Source organism: Methylobacterium sp. CM6257, assembly GCF_054611515.1.
In genome coordinates this window covers 1,437,098-1,453,315 of the sequence record NZ_CM137735.1, presented here as the reverse complement: position 1 = coordinate 1,453,315, position 16,218 = coordinate 1,437,098, and the positions used below count along the sequence as shown (strand labels likewise).

Here is a 16,218-nt window from a genome sequence, read left to right as displayed (position 1 = left end):
TCGCCAGAAGCTGCTCTCGACGGCTCGGGACGCTTCACTTGCCGCCATCATGCGCGACACTGCCACTTTTCATGAGGTGCCGGCACCCTCTTGCTCTGGATCAATGCTCGGACGGGACGACGAGATAGGCGTGCGATGATGCTGCGGACGGCCGCCGCGAGGATCTTGCGGCGCGGGACGGGGCGGTTCGACGACGTCGCCGGACGGAGGCTGACCCGAGCATGGCCGAATACAAGCGCGCGCTCAATCTGGCACTTCTTGGTCTGGCCCTCGCCGGATTGATCGGTGGGCTGATCGCCCGGAGCTTCCATCGCGACGAGTGGGCGGCCTGGATATTTCTCGCCGGTACTGGCCCGGTGCTCGTCGCCGTCCTCGCCGACAGCGTCGCGAGCCTGCTGCGTCGGGAGGTCGGGCTCGACATCATCGCCCTTCTCTCCATCGGCGGCGCTCTCCTGCTCCAGGAATATGTCGCGGCCGCCGTCATCGGACTGATGCTGTCGGGCGGTAGAGCATTGGAGGACTTCGCCGACGCGCGGGCGCGCCGCGAGATGTCCGCGCTCCTGTCCCGCGTTCCGCGCACGGCCAGCCGCTACGACGGCGGGCAGATCGCGAGCGTGCCGCTCGACGCCGTGCGTGTCGGTGACCGCCTCCTCGTGCGAGCCGGCGAGGCGGTGCCCGTCGACGGGTATCTTGCGGCGGGCACGGCCGTGCTCGACGAGGCCGCGCTCACGGGGGAGCCTCTGCCGGCACGGCGACTGCAGGGCGAGCGCTTGCGCAGCGGCAGCGTCAACGCCGGCGGCCCCTTCGACCTGACCGCAACGGCGACGGCAGCCGACAGCACCTTCGCGGGGATCGTGCGCCTGGTCCGAGCGGCCCAGGAAGCCAAAGCGCCATCGGCCCGGCTCGCCGATCGGGCTGCCTTCGTGTTCACGCCGCTCACGGTCGCGCTCGCCGGCGCGGCCTGGGCGTGGAGCGGCGATCCCGTGCGCGGCCTCGCGGTCCTGGTCGTCGCAACGCCCTGTCCGCTGATCCTGGCCGTGCCGGTCGCCATCGTCTCTGGTCTGTCACGCTGCGCCGGGCGTGGCGTGTTGGTCAAGGGTGGTGGCGCCTTGGAGCAGCTGGCGCGGCTGCGGACGCTCTTCCTCGACAAGACCGGGACGCTGACCGGTGGCCGGGCGCGCGTCGCGGTCATTGAGACCGAGGCGGGGGTAGGGAGCGACGAGGTTCTGCGCCTTGCCGCAAGCCTCGACCAACTCTCGCAGCACATCATCGCCGACGCGATCGTGGAAGCCGCTCGCGGCCGGACCTTGCCGCTCGGTGTTCCGTCTCACGTGGAGGAGGAGCCCGGAGCCGGGCTGACGGGAGTTCTGGAGGGCCGCCGCGTCTCGGTCGGGAGCTACGCATATGTGTCGGCCCGGGCCAAGCGATCCGACTGGAGCAGGCGCTTCCTGCAGCGGATGAGCTATGAGGGAGCAACGGGGGCCTTCGTCGCGGCGGACGGGCAGATGCTGGGCGCCATCCAGCTCGCCGATGAGATCCGCCCCGACTCGGCGCGCGCCCTGCGCCTGCTGCGCCGGGCTGGGATCGAGCGCACCGTCATGCTCACGGGGGACCGGCGCGACGTCGCCGAGCGGATCGGGGCGGCGCTCGGCGTGGACGAGGTCCGGGCTGAGCTGCAGCCGCATGACAAGCTCGCCGCCATCGCAGAGGCGAAGGCGGAAGCCGTCTGCGCAATGGTCGGTGATGGGGTGAACGACGCCCCTGCGCTCGCCGCCGCGGATGTCGGGATCGCCATGGGGGCCCGCGGCTCGGGGGCCTCTTCGGAGGCGGCTTCCGTTGTCCTGCTGGTCGACCGCCTCGACCGCCTGGCGGACGCACTCGCCATCGCCCAGGGCGCACGGCGTATCGCGCTTCAGAGCGTCTGGATCGGGATGGGACTGTCCATCGCCGCCATGGTCGTGGCAGCGCTCGGCTTCCTGCCTCCCGTCGCTGGGGCGCTGCTTCAGGAAGCCATTGACGTTGCCGCCATCCTGAACGCGCTGCGGGTACTGCAAGTGCGCATCCCCGGACATCCGCGTGTCAGCCTGCCCATCGCGGAGGTCGCGCGTTTGAGAGAGGAGCACGAGCGTCTCGCGGGACCTCTCGCGCGCGTGCGTGCGGTTGCGGATCAGCTGGCGACTCTGCCGCCCACCGAGGCGGTCGTGGCGCTCGGGACGGTTGAAAACCTCGTGCGTGAACAGCTGCTGCGGCATGAGCAGGAGGATGACGCGCAGCTCTACCCAAGGATCGAGCGGGCCCTCGGCGGTGACGATCCGATCGCAGCCATGCACCGAACCCATCGCGAGGTGCAGGAGTTGGGCATCTTGTTGAGCCGCATGGTGGCCGACCTGCCGCCGGACGGCCCGGACCCCTCGGCGATGAACGAATTCCGGCGCGTGCTCTACGGCCTCGACGCGATCCTGCGCTTGCACTTCGCCCAGGAGGACGAGCTGTATCATGGCCTGGCCAGCACCCGCGCGGTCCAAACCGAGCCTCAGGCGGCACCCGCCTGATCCTGGGGGCCGCGGTGCGGCTCCTCATACCTCAAAAGGGCGAAGGCCTATTGGCCAGAGGCGGCAGGACGCCCTCGCGATTCGCCTAAAACCGTGATGACCGCCTCCAAGAGGCCCGCTGCTGAGAAATGCCAAGTGGGAGGCGTCTTGCCTCCGCTCAGCGCCATATGTCAGCCTTGAGCATTGCTAATGAATGCGGAGCTCTCCAGATGATCAGAGCGGCAGCGCTGGGAATGTGCATAGCCTGCAGCGTCAACGCGGTCGCTCATGCTGGAGACCAGTGCCGCCGCATCGCTCCGAGGTTCGCGCAAGAGCGGTGCTACGCCCAGCAGCCAGGTATGAACACGGGCCTGGATGGTGAGCGACGGCGCACTCAAGCTGTACTCTACCTACGCATCGGTGAAGCCGTCGCAGCCTCATACCTAGCCTCGGAGCGATGCGACGAGATGAAGTTCAACACCACTCTGGCGATGTCTCAGCTCAAATCCTTCGGCTACACGAATCCGGAGGAGCTAAAGCCCTTCATTGATGATGTTGAGGCTCGGTTTGATGCCGACAATCAGCTTGCCTGCCGCGTGGCTTGGGCCATGCACGGGCCGACCGCGCAAAATGGATTTCGTTTTATCTATTTGGTGGGACCAAAATACTCAGATCCGCAGCAGACGCCTCCCAAGGGCTTTATCGATGCGTTCGAGCGCGGCCGTTCGGGCAACCGATGACCTTGTCGATGGCTCTTTTCGACATGCGGTCAGGAAAGCTGTCGCGGGGCACCTTCCTCTCGATTTGCGACGGACGTCCACTCCGCCGGATCTGCATAGGGTGTCTGCATCTGGAGTCCCTCCAAGCTTCTCGGAAAGGCAGCAATGGGCGGATTGTATTGAAAATCTGGGAGGAAGCGTCTTAGACGTGATTCAAGGTGTCGGCCAGGGGAATATTTATCTATCTCGGCGACACAACGCCACGATCACGGCAGTTTTTGTGGGAAGCAATAGCGGAAGTTCCTGCAGCTGGCCTTGCCGGCGCCGCGGCTTCGACCGGTTTTCGCATTTTCTAACGCAATCGGCGCGAAGCGGTCGGCCGGAGCCGGCCGATAGCGGTCTGGCGGCCTTCCGCACCTGAGCCACGGAAGCAGACTTTCTGAACCCTCTGTTCGGCCAGCAACTGACTGGCTCGGCGGCATCCGACCAGGTAGAGAAAGCCTCTCTAAACCAAGCTCAATTCAGGCCGAGTAGGCGTAACGGTACCTTCAGCACGCGCTGGGACACTCCTGCGTCAGTTGGAAGAGTGACCCACCATGCCGCAGAAATTCCGCCTCGTGACGCGTAGTGACTTCGATGGACTCGTCTGCGGCATGCTGTTGCGCGAGCTCGACTTGATTGATGAAATCAAGTTTGTCCATCCCAAGGACATGCAGGACGGCATCGTACCGATCACGGGTCGCGACATCATCACCAACCTGCCCTACGTCGAGGGCTGCCACCTCGCCTTCGATCATCACGCGAGCGAGATGATGCGCAACGCCGGGCGGACCTTCCCGAACCACGTGATCGATCCGACGGCGCCGTCCGCGGCCCGCGTCGTCCACCGGCATTTCGGCGCGGCGGCCTTCCCGCGGATCAGCGACGAGCTGATGGCGGCCGTGGACAAGGCCGACTCGGCGCAGTTCACACGCGCGGAGATCCTCAACCCGCAGGGTTGGGTGCTGCTGAACTTCCTCATGGACTCGCGCACCGGGCTCGGACGCTTCCGCGATTTCCGGATCTCGAACTACGAGCTCATGATGCAGCTCATCGAGCATTGCCGCGACCACAGCATCGCCGAGATCCTGGCTCTTCCGGACGTCAAGGAGCGGGTCGACCTGTACGAGGCACACCGCGAGCCATTCGCGGACCAGCTCCGCCGCTGCACGTCGGTCCACGGCAAGCTGGCGCTCATCGACCTGCGGGACGAAGAGATCATCTACGCGGGCAACCGCTTCACCGTGTACGCACTCTTTCCCGACTGCGACGTCTCGGCCCACGTGTTGTGGGGCTTGAAGAAGCAGAACATCGTCTTCGCCATCGGCAAATCGATCCTGGACCGCGGCTCACAGGTCGATGTCGGCGCGCTCTGCCTCGGCTATGGCGGCGGCGGGCATCGGGCTGCCGGTACCTGCCAGATCCCCATCGCGCGCGCCGAAGCCGTCAAGGCCGAGCTGATCGCGGCGCTCTCGCGCGAATCCCGCAAGGCTGCGGCCTGAAACGACCCGGACGCCCCGGCGCCCCAAGCACCGGGCGGTCCTTCGAGCCGGGGGCGGGCTCGGCCCCCGGGACGCCGCCCGTTACGAAAGACCACGAATTCGATAGGGGTAAACCGTAGCGGCCCTTTGACTGCGTCCGGCCAGCGGCTAGAGGCCGTAGGCTCAGGATCAAGTCCGCGCGCGAACGATGCGGATCCGAGGAAACGCCGGGCCACTGCGCCCGCATCAAGAGGGCCCCGATGTCGCTATCCCGCTTTCCCCTGTCCCGCCGGAGCTTCCTGGCGACCGGCTCCACGGCCCTCCTCGTCGGCCCGGTGGCGGCGCCGCATGTGGCGCGGGCACAGAAGGCAGATTTCACCTACAAGTACGCCAACAACCTGCCCGATACGCACCCGATGAACGTCCGCGCCCGCGAGATGGCGGACGCCTTGCGCACAGAGAGCGGCGGACGGTTCGACCTCAAGATCTTCCCGTCGAGCCAGCTCGGCTCGGACACCGATACGCTGAGCCAGCTCCGCTCTGGCAGCGTCGAGTTCTTCACGATGTCGCCGCTGATCCTCTCAACGCTGGTTCCCAACGCATCGATCAACGGCATCGGCTATGCGTTCCCGAGCTACGAGGCGGTCTGGCCGGCCATGGACGGCGAACTCGGCGCCTGGGTCCGCCAGCAGATCGCCAAGGCCGGCCTCGTCGCCATGGAGAAGATCTGGGACAACGGCTATCGCCAGACCACCTCGTCGACCCGGCCGATCGCCACGCCCGACGACTTCAAGGGCTTTCGGATCCGCGTGCCGGTCTCGCCGCTCTGGACCTCGATGTTCAAGGCGTTCGACGCCGCGCCCGCCTCGATCAACCTGAACGAGACCTACTCGGCCCTGCAGACCAAGATCGTCGAGGGCCAGGAGAACCCGCTCGCGGTGATCTCCACGACGAAGTTCTATGAGGTGCAGAAGTACTGCTCACTCACCAACCACATGTGGGACGGCTACTGGTTCCTGGCGAACCGGCGCGCCTGGGAGCGTATCCCGCCGGACCTGCGCGCGATGGTGGCCCGCCACATCGACGCCGCCGGGATGAAGGAGCGGGCCGACGTCGCCCAACTCAACGCCAACCTGCAGGCCGATCTCTCGAAGAACGGCATGATCTTCAACAAGCCCGACCCGGAGCCCTTCCGCGACAAGCTGCGCAAGGCGGGCTTCTACGCTGAGTGGAAGGGCCGGTACGGCGAGGAGGGCTGGTCGCTGCTGGAGAAGGCCTGCGGGAAGCTCACCTGATGACCGCTTCCGGGAAGGCCACGGCGATCTCGGCGCAGCCCAGCAGCGCACCGTGGATTGGCCGTCGCCGGCCCGGTCGGGCACGTCGAGGGCAAGCAAGCTGATCGCGTCGGCCATCCGGGCTGTGAGCGTGGGATTGGGCGTGTCGGGCATGACAGCAGCTCCGGCGGTCTGGATTCACAGCGTGCGGAAGCCGCCCGGACGGCACCGCAGCCGTCCGGGGATGTTCACCCGGATCCGATCGGATGGCCTCAGAGGAAGCCGATCGAGAACCAAGGGACGAGGATGATGACGAGAAGGCCGATCAGCAGGGCCACGATGTAGCCGACGATCGGCCGCATCCCGGCATCGGGATGGATCCGGCTGATGGCGCAGGCGGCGTAGTAGCCGACGCCAAAGGGCGGGGCGAACAGGCCGATCCCCATGGCGAGGATCACCACCATCGCGTAGTGCACCTCGTGCACGCCGACCGCCCGGGCGATCGGGAACAGCAGCGGCCCGAACAGCACGATCGCCGGGATCCCTTCCAGCACCGAGCCCAGCACGATGAAGGCGGCCGCCGAGACGAACAGGAAGCCGAGCGCGCCACCCGGCAGGCTCTTCATCACCTCCGCCAGCGTCTGCGAGAAGCCCGACTGGGTCAGCGCCCAGGCCATGCCGGTGGCCGCGCCGATGATCAGCAGGATCGCCCCCGACAGGGTCGCGGTCGTCACAAGCATCGGGTATAGCCGCCGCCAGTCGAACTGGCGGTAAATCAGCAGGCCCGCCAGCGCCGCGTAGACGATGCCGATGGTCGAGACCTCGGTGGCCGTGGCGATGCCCTCGACCACGGCGAAGCGGATCACGAAGGGCAGCGCCAGCGCCGGGATGGCAATGACGAAGGTCCTGCCGATGACTCGACCGGACGGGCGGGCGACGTGGCTCAGGTCCTCCCGGCGGTAGCGCCACCAGACCAGGGCGCAGAGCGTCGCGGCGAGCACCAGGCCCGGCAGGAGGCCGCCGGTGAACAGGGCGGTGATCGACACGCCGGTGACCGAGCCGATGGTGATCAGCACGATCGACGGTGGGATCGTCTCGGTCTGCGCGCCGGTGGTGGCCAGCAGCGCCACCAGATCGCCTTCCCTGGCGCCGCGCGCCTTCATCTCGGGGAACAGCACCGGGGCGACCGCGGCCATGTCGGCGGCCTTTGATCCGGAGATGCCGGAGACGAGGTACATCGCGCCCACCAGCACATAGTGCAGGCCGCCGCGCACGTGGCCGAGCAGGCTCGCCAGGAACCCGACCATGGCGCGAGCCATGCCGGTCATCTCGATCAGCAGCCCGAGGAAGATGAACAGCGGCACGGCGAGCAGGATCAGGTGGCTCATACCCTCGTCCATGCGCCCGACGACCACCATCGCGGGCGCGTCGGTGGTGAGTGTGATGTAGGCGAAGGTCGACAAGCCGAACGCGAAGGCGATCGGCACACCGGAGAAGACCAGCGCGCCGACGCCGAGGACGAAGAACAGCAGCAGGTTGAGGTTGCCGAGGGTCGTCAGCCAAGGTTGGAGCGCCGCGAGCCCGGCGGCGACGCCGGCGCCTAGCACGAGCGCCCCCGCGGTGAGGCGCCAGTCGGCGGTCTCCAGAAGGCGGATCACCGCCACGATCAGCATGAGCCCGAGGCCGATCGGCAGGGCAGCGGCGCGCCACGCGTTGTTCAGCTCCAGCGCGGGCGTCTGGACGAAGGTCTCCTCGCTGGCGAATTCCCAGGCCGGCTCCAGGAGCAGCGCAACGAAGATCAGGCCGGCCGCGAGGGCGACCGTCTCAAGGAATGCGCGCAGGCGCGGGCCGCTCATGGCCACGAACGCGGTCATGCGCATGTGCTCGGCGCGGCGGAAAGCGACGACGGCGCCGAGCATGGCGAGCCAGAGGAACAGGATCGAGGCGAGCTCGTCCGTCCAGACGAGGGGCTCGCGGAAGACGTAGCGGCTCACCACGCCGCCGAGCAGCACCCCGATCTCGGCCAGCACGAGCAGCGCCGCCGGAATCTCCACGAGGTATCCCAGCCCGTCGTCCAGCCGGCGCAGCCAGCTCCGCGCGCGCAGGGGCGGGCCCGTCAGTTCAACCCCTGCCGCAGTCTCGACGGCCGCAATATCGATCTGCATGGCGCCCTCCCGTCGGGTCCGCGTCCCCGGCATCGCCGGTGGAAACGGCTCCTCGTGTGTCTTGATGCGCTCTCGGTCGCCGGAATCGGTATCCGCTTCGGCGAAGAGCGCTTCAGGTGAGTTTGCCCGACACGCCCTTAAGAGGCGACTAGGCCGCGTCGCCGTACTTGGTTTTTCAGGCAGTCGGCCAGTGTCCGCTTCCGGAATCCAACCGGATTCGTCTGGACGGCGGCAATGGGCGCATTTCTGTCATTGCCCGCCGGCCCGCCGGCATTCCAGAGGACGGTCCGCCGCGCATGAGTGTTGGCGCTGCGAAAATCTCTGCTCGCGTGGGGACAGGGTGATCGGGTAAGTAGTCGGAGGCCCTCGCCGAGCTAGCGCGTCGCGCACTCCGATGGCGCTTTCATATCTCGTCCAACCGGGACTGAGCTTCGTCATTCTCGATGCGGGCCCGTTCGAGGCACCGCGTCTGGCGACGGTTAAGCTTAGGCGCTGGATCCCGCCCGGGTTTCATAGGACTTGGTCTTCGTCGGCTTGAGGCAGCTCAGTTGCGACCGGCTGGCCCCCGGACTGACACCGGCTGAGTCCTCGCCCGCTCCTATCTCACGGGCAGAACTTCGGCCGGGAGAGCGCGATCGTCCGCAAGGGGCGAAAAGCCAAACGTTTGCATTTCGGCATCAAGCCGGCCTCAGATCGCGGGTCGTCGTTCCGTGTGGCGAGTGCTGCCGAGCCGCTCAGAGGAGGCCAACACCGGGCTCGGAACCCTGGTGCCGGGCCGCCACTTTGGCCTCACGAACCCAGCGTCATGGGTTGTGATCAGCCCCAGGTTGCTGCCCGACACTTTCAGGAGGACGGATGCCGGACGAGGTATTGGGCAGCGAAGCCGGGCGGGGGGAGCAAGCCATCCGGATGACAGATTTTTCCGGACAATCTGCGCCAGGTGACAAGCCGCGTCTCGCTCTCGTGCTGGGCGGCGGCAACGCCCTCGGCGCCTACCATTCCGGTGCCTATCAGGTTCTGGACAGCCGAGGCTTGCAGCCGAGCTGGATTGTGGGCGCCTCGGTCGGCGCGGTCACAGGTGCCATCATCGCCGGCAATGCGCCCGAGGAGCGCGTCAGCAAGCTCCGCGCGTTCTGGAGCGGGGCAACCCAGCATACGGCGCCAAGCCCGACCGAGTGGCTGAAGCCGCGCCAGATCTACAACGGCCTGCACGCGCTCCTGGCGCTCACCTATGGCCGGCCCGGCATATACCGGCAGCGCTTTCCTGGCCTGTGGTCGGCTCTGCCGTGGGTGCCGAACGATGTCGCCGTGTTCGACCACAAACCTCTGCTGCGCACCCTCGAGGAGCTGGTCGACTTCGAGCGGCTCAACCGGGGCGAGCCACGCCTGACGGTGGCCTGTGCCGATACCGAGACCAGCGAAGAGGTCTACTTCGACAGCGCGCGTCAGGAGATCCGGCCCGAGCACATCCTGGCGAGCACGGCGATCCTGCCAGCCTTTCCGCCGGTTGAGATCAACGGACGGGTCCTGTGCGATGCGGGTTACGTCAACAACCTGCCGCTTGATCCGCTCTTCGCGACCGAACCGGAGCAGGATCTCCTCTGCTTGGCCCTTGAGCTGTTCAGCCTGCGCGCGCCTCGCCCCGGTTCGCTCGACGCGGTACTGGAGCGGGCCAACGACATGATTTTCTCCAGTGCGGGGCGACGCACGATTGCGGCGCTCGCGCGTGAGTACGCGCTGCGGCAGCGGCTTGAGCCGAACGGGCCGACGGTGACCCTGCTCCACCTCGTCTATCAAGCCGGTGCTGACGAGCTCGCGGCCAAGAGCTTCGACTTCTCGCCCTCCTCGATCCGGGATCGTTGGGCGGCAGGCGAGCGCGACATGACCAGCGGTCTGCGGTTGCTGGATAACAGACGTGCTGCCGAAGCTCGCTTCCGGTACTTAGACCTGCACGGCTCCTCAGCAGCCTAATCTTCTCCTGCTGACGCAGAGCAGACGGTCAGGCGTACTGGTTCAAGGTCCGCTCCGGAGGAGCGCATCAGGTTGACTGAATGGCTGAGACGGGCGCGGAGCCGAACGTCCGCTCGCGCCCCCACTCGAGCATCGAGGCATTTCTCGACTCACCGGCGTTTCTGCCCCCTTCCGAACCTTCCGCTTTGCCGGTCTGGAAGTCTGCTTGGAAGGAAGAGGCGGACTTGACGTCGGCGGCCATCACAGCGGCATGTCGCGGCCCGTCATCGGCGGAGCCGACGTGACCGAGATTGTGGACGGCAGGATCGCGCGCCTCTGGGTTCTGCTGAACCCGTCGGCAGCCTGAGTCTGACACCGTGTGAAAGTCACAAATTCAGCAGATTATAGTCGGCCGGACCCAACCTTCCGCGCCAACGGTAGCTGTTGGATGACGAGCGGCCATGTCGTTGGCCCTGAGCGAAGGTCCGGACGTGGCGCAAGCCGGACCCGGAACCTTCGCTAGAGCAGCGTCCGCTCTTGAGATCATCAAGCCTATGTCTGAACGGCGGCAATGGACGCAGAGTCGAATGTCCGCTTTCGGGCGGCGGTCCAGTGACGGCTCACCACCCCGAGCGGACCTCGACCAGCTTGTCATTTCTCGGCAAAGCTTGTCCTGATTTGAGGGATCCCCACAGGGAGTGCTCTCAAATGAGCTTGGCCCAAAGCACACGGAACTCTGTCCTTACAGATCCATGCTTACAGAGAAGTTTGACCTTGTTCGCGAACGGCCCCTCACGTCCGCTCAGCCTCGCGTTTCCGCGTTCTCGACCGACTGCGGCTTCCTCAATGGCTCGGAGGATAACAGATTGCCCTCGTCTCACCGTCACGCCGGCACAGTTTTTCGGATTGAGGCGGCTGTACTACAGCCTGGTTCCGGAAACGAGTCTGCGCAGCACAGCCCGCAGTAGATCCGACAACCCGCCTTGGTGCAAGCTAACATGAGAATTTGTTTTGATTTCTGTTACTCCCCGAGGGGCGGCCTCATTTAAGTTTATCTCGATTTGTAGGGAACGTGGTCCGCCTGCTCCCTAGACCCGACATGCCCAGGCGCGGATGCCTGGTCCAACCCTTGGAAACAGAGGCCGGCATCAAACCCGATGCCGGCTCGATCATAGGGCCGATGGGTCCAGACCGCACCCTTAGTGTGATCTGCGGACCGGGCCATGCCCTTCGGGTTTCCGTACTTTCTTTTCGGAATGGCCGCGAGGATACCACCGGCCCCCAACGCCGGGGTGGGCATCCGGTCGAGCGCCCAGATCGGTCAGGCCCGCGAAGGCGTCCTGGCGGTCGGCTCGGCTGGCTTCGCCGATACAGTCGCTGCGGTCCTCACGTGGTCGGATCGGCCGCTCCACGATGATCTGGACGGCGGCCCGGCACGCACGAGGAAGCCGCCTCGGGACGAGGCGAGCCGGACGGCTAGGACAGCCGAGGCAGACTATCAGGAAAGCGTGTCCCGATTTGCGGCCCTGCCAATGGTATGCACTCAAGAGAGCTTGTCCCGATTGTCAGGGAATCCTGTCCTCACGCCCGGGATGTGCTTGAACCCGATGGCCTCCGCAGAGGGGCGCCCGTGACCGCGCGCCCCTCTGCGGACATGATGATCCCCGTGTCGGGCTTGAGCCAGGACCGCTGGCCGGGACGAAACCTTTTCGATTTCGCGGCCTGATCGGGCATCCACTCCCCGGAATTGCCGCGCGCAGGAATGCTCTCCGCTTTCGACGGGCAGGGCGCCACCCACGTCGGACGGGGTCTGCGGAGAGCGGGGAGCGTTTGCGAGGCGGTCGTCGAGCTCCCTGCCCTCTTCCCTCGTCGAGGTCACGAAATCGGGGACCGCGGGTCGAAGCACCGGTCCGGGGCGAGCACAGTCCCGACGCCGTCGGTAATCAAGGCCGTTTCAGCTCGCCGCGCTCAGGTCCCTTGCCCTCCTGAGCACGCCGACCATGGCTGGTGCGATGTCCGTCGAGCGAGTGACCGAGGCACCCCCGCCGGGAACAAGATCCAGGTCGTGGCGGCGACCGAGCGCCGTGGGCTCGCTCATGAGGCGCCGGCACAGCAATTCCGCCAACGACGGATCCTCGACGGCACAGACGATCTGCCGGCCCGACCGCTGCAGGGCCGACAGGACCTCGACCAAGTGCAAGGCCCGGAAATCATCGATGTGCTGGACCGGGTCGTCGAGCATGAGCGTCCGCCAATTGCACCACGGCCGGGACAGGTGAACGGAGAGGAGGAAGGCCAGCCCGGCCGCACGCCTCTGCCCGCTGCTGAACACGAATTGCGGGTTCAAGCCGTTGCCGACCCGCAGGCTCAGGAAACGCCTGACGTCGCCGCGTATGCCGTAATCGATGGTCCGCCACTCGGAATGCGGGCGAAGCCGCTGGTACAGCTCGTTCAGCAGCGGGCTGATAACCGCCAGGCGCTCGTCGATGATCTCGGCATTCGTCCTGCGGACCGTACGGTCCAGCGTCCGGGCGGTCGTCACCGCAGCGTGGGCGCGCGCGAGCCGGTCGCTCGCGTCGTCGGCCTCTGCCCGAAGCGCTTCGAGGCGCGCTTCGAGCTCCGTTACGCGTTCCACCGCCTGCGAAGCTTCCAAGGTGAGGATGCTCCGTTCCAGGTCGATCAACCGACTCCGTTCGGCCTCCACCACCTCCTCCAGGGCCTCTGGGTCGTAGGCCAGCTCTCCATCCAGGGAACGTCGCACGAGCTCGGCCGAAAGCGCCTCTTCCCGGGCTTCCAGCTCGGCTTGGGCGGACGCGAGGCGATGGACGACCGTCTCGGCCTGCTTCAGGATCTCGCCGGCATCCTCGACCCGGGTTCGGGCCGCCGCGACCTCGCCTCGCGCCTCCGGCACTGCCGACCGCCGGGCGGCGAGGCGCTGGCGCGCGGATGCGAGCCCCGTCTCGAACTCGGGGGCGCCCTGCGGCGCGCGGCATAGCGGGCAACGGTCGTCATGCAGGCCGATCCGGCTGCCGTGATCGACCAGGATCGCGAGCGACGCGGCGAGGCCGTCGCTTTCCTGTTCCCGGTCCAGGCGCGCCTCGGCGGCCTGCAGCTGGCGGCGGGCTTCCTGGACCGCGACCTCGGCTTCGGCCACCGCCACCGCGTCCCGGCCTGCGCTGTCGCCCTGTCGCGCGACCGTGTCGCGCAATGCGGCCACCGCGCGAGCCTCGTCGGCGACCCATCCCATCTCGCCGAGGTTCGACCGGCGCCTGGCCAGCGTCTTCCGAGCTGCCGCGACCCGAGCTCCCAGGTCGGGGCCGGCCCCAGGCGTAAGCTCGTCCAGGGTGGCAAGGACGGCCGCGACGTCCCCGGCCTGCAGGGCGACGTCCCGGATCTGCTCCAAGTCGGTCAGCGCCGCGGTCAGACGTGCGCGCGCCTCCTCATAGGCCTGCGCGACGGCATTGTGTACGGCCTCGGCGGAGGACAGGGCCTCGCGAGCCTTGGCGGCGTAATCCGGACCCTCGATGGCGCCCAGCGCCGCGCGCACGAACTCGAACCGTTGCGTTTCCGTTAGGTCGAGGCTGAGCGCAGCGATCCATTCGTCGCGAATGATGGATGTCCTGCAGACCTGCTGGAGGGCCCGCTCGGGCTTCGCGCCCGGAACGCAGAGCATCGCCTCGATGCGTGCCGCGTCCCGGTCTGCGCCGGTCTCGCGCGAGCGCGTCACCGCGAAGCCGCTCCCGTCATCGGCGCGGAATCCCACGGTGACGAAGTGCGCCTCCGGCTGGCCTTCGCCGCGCCACCAGACGTAGTCGTCGAGGCTTTCCTTCGCCGCCTTGTCGACGAGGTATTTGTCGATTTGGCCGGTGAGGGCGAACTCGACCGCGTCGCACAGCGTGCTCTTCCCGACGCCGTTGCGTCCGCAGATCACGGTGAAGCCAGTGCCGAAATCCACCCGTTGGCGCTCCAGGAAGCCCCGGAAGCCGCACAGTTCGAGGTAGTCGAGCCTCATGGCGCATCCACCAGGATGCGCGCCACCTCGGAAGCGCTCGCCGCGCCCAGGAACGCGGCCACCGCGTCGTCCGGCAGGTCGCTCAACCGCGCCCGCAGACGGGCCCGGTAATCGGCCCCGCCGATCTCGGGTGCGCTGAGAACCGGCAGGAGGGGCAACAACGTTCTTCGCAAATCGGCGACCGTGCGCAAGTCGCCGCGCGCGATCTTTCGGGTCATGGAGAAGTCCTCCTCGATCCGCTCGATCTGCCGCGCGAGGGCCGGTTCGGAGCCGCAAGCCAGGAACAAGGCGTAAACGTTCCAGGCCTTTGTGCCTGCAGAGCGCAACGAGGCCGCATGCCGGCCGAGCGTGGTCTGCTGGATTTGCTGCCAATCGGCGAGCAGGCTCTCGCCGCTCGCGAAGACGTGCAGGAATCCGACGACCGCCGCGTTCTCGAAGCAGACGACCGGCACGCTGCCGCCCGGCCAGGTCCAAGTCTCATAGCCTGCCGACCGGAGGAGCACCTCGGACTGGGTCGCTATGTCCATCACACTTCGAGCTCCCTGCGGGCGGCGGGAAGGTCGAGCCATGCCGCGGAGGCGCTCGGCCGGATTATGTCGCCCGGTCGCCCTTCCCGAACGACGTTCAACGGCAGGCCGACGTCGGTGGCTCCGGCGCAGACCACGATGTCGGCGACCTCGAACGGCGTCTCCCTGAACCGGTCCTGCACCGTCTGGAGCAGCATGCCCGAGCCGTTCACGACCCTGATCCGGCGGCCCGCGAGATCATAGCCGACGGGGGTCTGGCTGGCACCGGCACGCCGCAGCAACAGGTGCGCGTAGCCCAGGACCTCGGACGGCCCCGGGTTCCGCAAGGTCGCCGCGGCGGTGGCCGGCACGCCCTCGGCGTCCCGTCGAAGGTCGTAGAGTTCCTCGCTGCCCAGGTCGGGCGGATCGAGCCAGCCCGCCTCGCACTCCGCCCCGAGCTCGCTCTCCAACGCGGCGCGCCCGGCGTGCAGGACCTTGCGCAGGTACGCCTGGGAGAACGCCCTCCGGAGTTCGTCCAGGACTTCGGCCCCCGAACGCTGAACATGCGTGAACCGGACGTTCTCCGAATTGGCCAGGGTCCAGAGTTCGGGCGCCTTGGCCTGCAGGACGTCCTCGGGCGCCAGGTCGACCAGCGTCACCGACAGCGGCGCGACGCCCGTCAATGCCTCGGCGAGAACGGTGTTGAGATAGGACCAATCCGACCAGAAGCCGACGACGAGCAGGTCGCTCTCGCGGAGGTGGTGGGCCATCCACGTCTTCGTCTTCTCGATGCGCGCGGCGATCACCCGGTCCTCGGTGAGCTGTGAGGCCGTCCAGACCGTGGCGCGCCGCTCGCGGACGGAGCAGCCATGAAACTTGAGCAGGGGCGCGTGCTTGCGGGCCTGGACCTTTGCCTCGTCGCCGTCGAGGGAGGCGAGGAGATCGAACCCGTATTCCTGCGCGCGGCGCTCGATCAGGGTGTCGTAATTCGCCGACACGACACCGGCGGCCAAGCGCGTGATCAGGAAGTCCGCCACCGCGGCGTGCCCGACGTTGGGCGGCCGGACGAAATCCTCCCAGGGCACGAGAGCGTCGATGAAGACCGACCCGAGCATGTCCTCCTTGGCGAAGATCTCCGCCAGGGACTCCAGGTCGCCGCGCAGTTCCTGCGGGCACGCCGGATCGATGCTCATGACATAGCGGTCGTAGCACCTGGCGGCCACGGTCCAGGCCGACGGCAGGGAACTCGGCGGCGCCATCGACAGGCCGGCGCCGCAGAGGAGGACGAGGCGCCCGGCTTCCATGGAGGCGAGCAATCGCGCACGAACCGCCGCGTCCAAACCGCCCCCCTTCGTCCGCCGGATCTTCGCCAAGGCGATAGACCGGAGGCACGCCTAAGGTAAAGCAAGGTGATCCGGCTTCCCGTTGCCCGCCCCTAGGGTTCACCGGTGCGTCGCACCCTGGAAGTCTCGCCGGCATAGGTGCGCGTGGCCGCCGGGGCGATGGGAAGGTTCGAGGCGTCTCATCCCGGGCCAGCATAC

The 16,218-nt window shown here is 67.2% G+C and carries 9 protein-coding genes; 5 read left to right on the top strand and 4 right to left on the bottom strand.

Features of this window, described 5'->3' with window-relative positions; all coding sequences use genetic code 11:
• Positions 1-221: 221 nt before the first annotated feature.
• The 4 genes from ACYCO6_RS06960 (at position 222) to ACYCO6_RS06945 (ending at position 6,065) form a co-directional block, all read left to right on the top strand.
• Positions 222-2,552 carry a heavy metal translocating P-type ATPase gene (locus ACYCO6_RS06960; RefSeq protein ID WP_459770518.1) on the top strand — a complete coding sequence of 777 codons (2,331 nt, stop codon included), beginning with the start codon at positions 222-224 and terminating at the stop codon, positions 2,550-2,552.
• 446 nt (positions 2,553-2,998) lie between these two features.
• Entirely contained in the window at positions 2,999-3,271 is a 273-nt protein-coding gene (locus tag ACYCO6_RS06955; RefSeq protein ID WP_459770516.1) for a hypothetical protein, read from the top strand.
• Positions 3,272-3,846: 575 nt separating this feature from the next.
• On the top strand, positions 3,847-4,791 hold the full coding sequence (locus ACYCO6_RS06950) for an exopolyphosphatase (RefSeq protein WP_459770514.1): 945 nt from the start codon (positions 3,847-3,849) through the stop codon (positions 4,789-4,791).
• Between the two features lie 239 nt (positions 4,792-5,030).
• On the top strand, positions 5,031-6,065 hold the full coding sequence (locus tag ACYCO6_RS06945) for a TRAP transporter substrate-binding protein (protein ID WP_459770508.1): 1,035 nt from the start codon (positions 5,031-5,033) through the stop codon (positions 6,063-6,065).
• Between the two features lie 251 nt (positions 6,066-6,316).
• Here ACYCO6_RS06945 and ACYCO6_RS06940 read toward each other — a convergent pair whose 3' ends face one another.
• On the bottom strand, positions 6,317-8,209 hold the full coding sequence (locus tag ACYCO6_RS06940; protein ID WP_459770506.1) for a TRAP transporter large permease: 1,893 nt from the start codon (positions 8,207-8,209) through the stop codon (positions 6,317-6,319).
• Positions 8,210-9,118: 909 nt separating this feature from the next.
• On the opposite strand from ACYCO6_RS06940, the gene ACYCO6_RS06935 reads away from it, so the two are divergent.
• Complete coding sequence (locus tag ACYCO6_RS06935) at positions 9,119-10,180, top strand: patatin-like phospholipase family protein (protein ID WP_459770504.1); 1,062 nt, start codon at positions 9,119-9,121, stop codon at positions 10,178-10,180.
• A gap of 1,933 nt (positions 10,181-12,113) precedes the next feature.
• On the opposite strand, the gene ACYCO6_RS06930 is transcribed toward ACYCO6_RS06935, so the two are convergent.
• From ACYCO6_RS06930 to ACYCO6_RS06920, 3 genes are all read right to left on the bottom strand, one after another.
• A complete protein-coding gene (locus ACYCO6_RS06930) occupies positions 12,114-14,171 on the bottom strand; it encodes an ATP-binding protein (RefSeq protein ID WP_007565629.1) in 2,058 nt (685 codons plus the stop codon).
• Positions 14,168-14,623: a hypothetical protein gene (locus ACYCO6_RS06925; protein WP_230364976.1), complete on the bottom strand. Its 456-nt coding sequence runs from the start codon at positions 14,621-14,623 to the stop codon at positions 14,168-14,170. Before ACYCO6_RS06925 ends, ACYCO6_RS06930 begins: the two co-directional genes overlap by 4 nt.
• Positions 14,624-14,697: 74 nt before the next feature.
• On the bottom strand, positions 14,698-15,981 hold the full coding sequence (locus tag ACYCO6_RS06920; RefSeq protein WP_007565626.1) for an SIR2 family protein: 1,284 nt from the start codon (positions 15,979-15,981) through the stop codon (positions 14,698-14,700).
• Positions 15,982-16,218: the final 237 nt, after the last annotated feature.

Coding starts and splice junctions, on each gene's coding strand:
- ACYCO6_RS06940 (WP_459770506.1), bottom strand. CDS start 8,209: ATGCAGATCGATATTGCGGCCGTCGAGACTGCGGCAGGGGTTGAACTG.
- ACYCO6_RS06955 (WP_459770516.1), top strand. CDS start 2,999: ATGAAGTTCAACACCACTCTGGCGATGTCTCAGCTCAAATCCTTCGGC.
- ACYCO6_RS06920 (WP_007565626.1), bottom strand. CDS start 15,981: ATGGAAGCCGGGCGCCTCGTCCTCCTCTGCGGCGCCGGCCTGTCGATG.
- ACYCO6_RS06930 (WP_007565629.1), bottom strand. CDS start 14,171: ATGAGGCTCGACTACCTCGAACTGTGCGGCTTCCGGGGCTTCCTGGAG.
- ACYCO6_RS06945 (WP_459770508.1), top strand. CDS start 5,031: ATGTCGCTATCCCGCTTTCCCCTGTCCCGCCGGAGCTTCCTGGCGACC.
- ACYCO6_RS06935 (WP_459770504.1), top strand. CDS start 9,119: ATGACAGATTTTTCCGGACAATCTGCGCCAGGTGACAAGCCGCGTCTC.
- ACYCO6_RS06960 (WP_459770518.1), top strand. CDS start 222: ATGGCCGAATACAAGCGCGCGCTCAATCTGGCACTTCTTGGTCTGGCC.
- ACYCO6_RS06950 (WP_459770514.1), top strand. CDS start 3,847: ATGCCGCAGAAATTCCGCCTCGTGACGCGTAGTGACTTCGATGGACTC.